Source organism: Brucella sp. NBRC 14130, from assembly GCF_040371715.1.
Lineage (GTDB): Bacteria > Pseudomonadota > Alphaproteobacteria > Rhizobiales > Rhizobiaceae > Brucella > Brucella intermedia.
Genome location: NZ_BAABTE010000056.1, coordinates 1 through 1,833, shown reverse-complemented (window position 1 = coordinate 1,833; position 1,833 = coordinate 1). Strand labels below are relative to the sequence as shown.

The window sequence follows — 1,833 nt, the reverse complement described above, 5'->3', positions numbered from 1 at the left end:
CGTCGCTGAAGCAATCGTCAATATCCGAACCTATTTTATGCCGAAGCGGGCAAAGCAAAAGTTTTGACTGCCAGCCGGAAACCCATTCCGTCAATCACGAAAGACGTGGGCTATTCGTTGCGCTCACCGTTGTTGAGCAGTTAGCAGCATCATTATGCTGCCTCGCTTTTCATTCCGAAAACTTCGATCTCATATCTGCGTTCGTTTAGCCTGCGCCATGCTTTCCATGCTGCTACAGTTGGGAACACCTTCTCGAAAGCATCACCAGCAATTTTGCCCCACACCTTAAAACCAACTTGTGCTTGCATTTTCTTAACTCCGTTTTGCGTTTGCAACTCCGAGTTATTGCCGTTGGTGAATCAGGGCGAGCAAAGAATTCTCTAAAAACGAAAAGAATTCAGTCACTTAGAAAGGCGCGCATCTATTAAAAGCGGGCGCGGTTTCAATGGAAAAGAGTTGGAGGGATTGAGCAAAAAATATCGCATTTGAGCGGCTATTTTAGTAATTTAGATAAATAGTTATGTGAACATCGAGTCTGGAAAACGAAGTGTTCGCGCTTCGTCAAAGACTTGCTGTTCATCCCTTTCTCTAAGAAGTCACTGAACCTGCTTGTTTTCCAGACGCAAGCAGGTTCACTCTTTTTAGAAATGGGAAAATAAAATGAATACTCAAAACAATAATCAGAATGCTGGAAACATCGTCGTTGCAAATTTCAATAAGCCAACGGACGTTCAAAAAGAGATCATCGATAGTCTGCGCGACATGATGTCGAAAGGCGAAGAGATCAATGTGATGGAATTAGCCATACACACCGATCTCACTGCCGACATGACACAGGTAAAAACGTTTCTTATCAATGGTCAGTTTTGTTCCAAAAGCGAATGGGATGCGGCTGTAAAGGTCGCACATATTAAGCGCGAACTCGGCTTTTATCCAAAGACAGTAATTGAATTTGTCGACGCTTATATCAAGCGTGAAAACATTTCCGTCGATTATCAGAAGCGCATGAAAGCGAAGCGATTGCCGACATACGAAGGACAAGTCATTTCGAGTGACGCCCGTATGGATGTGGCAATTGATACTGTTGCGCGCATTCAAGAGAATATCGAAATTCGTACAGATACATTGCAACGTGATCTGCGATTGACAGTATCGAAATTGAAACTGAAGTTCACAACACAAGAAATCGACGACGCTACCAGCAAGTGGTTTGAGCAAGCAGTTGCCGACCGTGTGCAAGAAGTCATGCTCGACATTGCGTACACTGGAACACCGAATGCTAAAGATAAAGTCGATGCATGGGATGCAGTTTGTAGCCAGTTCGATCTAGCGGACCATAACGCGGAGTTCGTTAAGGCAATTCTCGCGAAATTCATCTGGCAGGTTAAGCGTAAGATCATCGGCTTGCCGATTAGCAATCATTTGATGCCAGTTATTCTCGGCCCTCAAGGCGTAGGTAAATCGACGTTTGTTACCGAATTTCTGTTGAAGCCACTTTCGGAATTAGTCGGTAGCACTGACTTCAAAATGATTGAGGATAATCGCAACACCGAGCAGTGGCGCAACTACGTCCTATTTTTGGATGAAATGGGATATGCAGGCAAAGCCGATATCGACAACGTAAAGAACAAGATCACTGCATCATCGGTGACAGGTCGTCCAATGCGCTCTAACGATAACGTTCAGTATGCGCAGAAGGCTACATTTGTTGATTGCCACTGAGAACTGACCCGGCGTTTCCACCGAGAATTGACCCGCCTGTTAGGTATGTTTCGGGTCTGCGGTCGTGGTCAAGTTCCTCGTTTTCTCCTTTGTCGTTTTAGTGTCGTGCGC

2 protein-coding genes and 1 pseudogene are annotated in these 1,833 nt (G+C 45.1%); 2 read left to right on the top strand and 1 reads right to left on the bottom strand.

Features of this window, described 5'->3' with window-relative positions:
• Positions 1-67 (top strand): annotated as a pseudogene (locus ABWW28_RS27490) (UPF0149 family protein); the annotation flags it as partial.
• A gap of 85 nt (positions 68-152) precedes the next feature.
• Here ABWW28_RS27490 and ABWW28_RS27485 read toward each other — a convergent pair.
• Positions 153-308, bottom strand: coding sequence for a hypothetical protein (locus ABWW28_RS27485; RefSeq protein ID WP_353393000.1), 156 nt, complete (start codon positions 306-308; stop codon positions 153-155).
• Between the two features lie 352 nt (positions 309-660).
• Here ABWW28_RS27485 and ABWW28_RS27480 point away from each other — a divergent pair, with 352 nt between their 5' ends.
• Entirely contained in the window at positions 661-1,722 is a 1,062-nt protein-coding gene (locus ABWW28_RS27480) for a VapE domain-containing protein (RefSeq protein WP_353392997.1), read from the top strand.
• The last annotated feature ends 111 nt before the right edge of the window (positions 1,723-1,833 follow it).

Bases quoted from the DNA above. Each gene is read 5' to 3' on its own strand.
- ABWW28_RS27485 (WP_353393000.1), bottom strand. From the start codon at position 308: ATGCAAGCACAAGTTGGTTTTAAGGTGTGGGGCAAAATTGCTGGTGAT.
- ABWW28_RS27480 (WP_353392997.1), top strand. From the start codon at position 661: ATGAATACTCAAAACAATAATCAGAATGCTGGAAACATCGTCGTTGCA.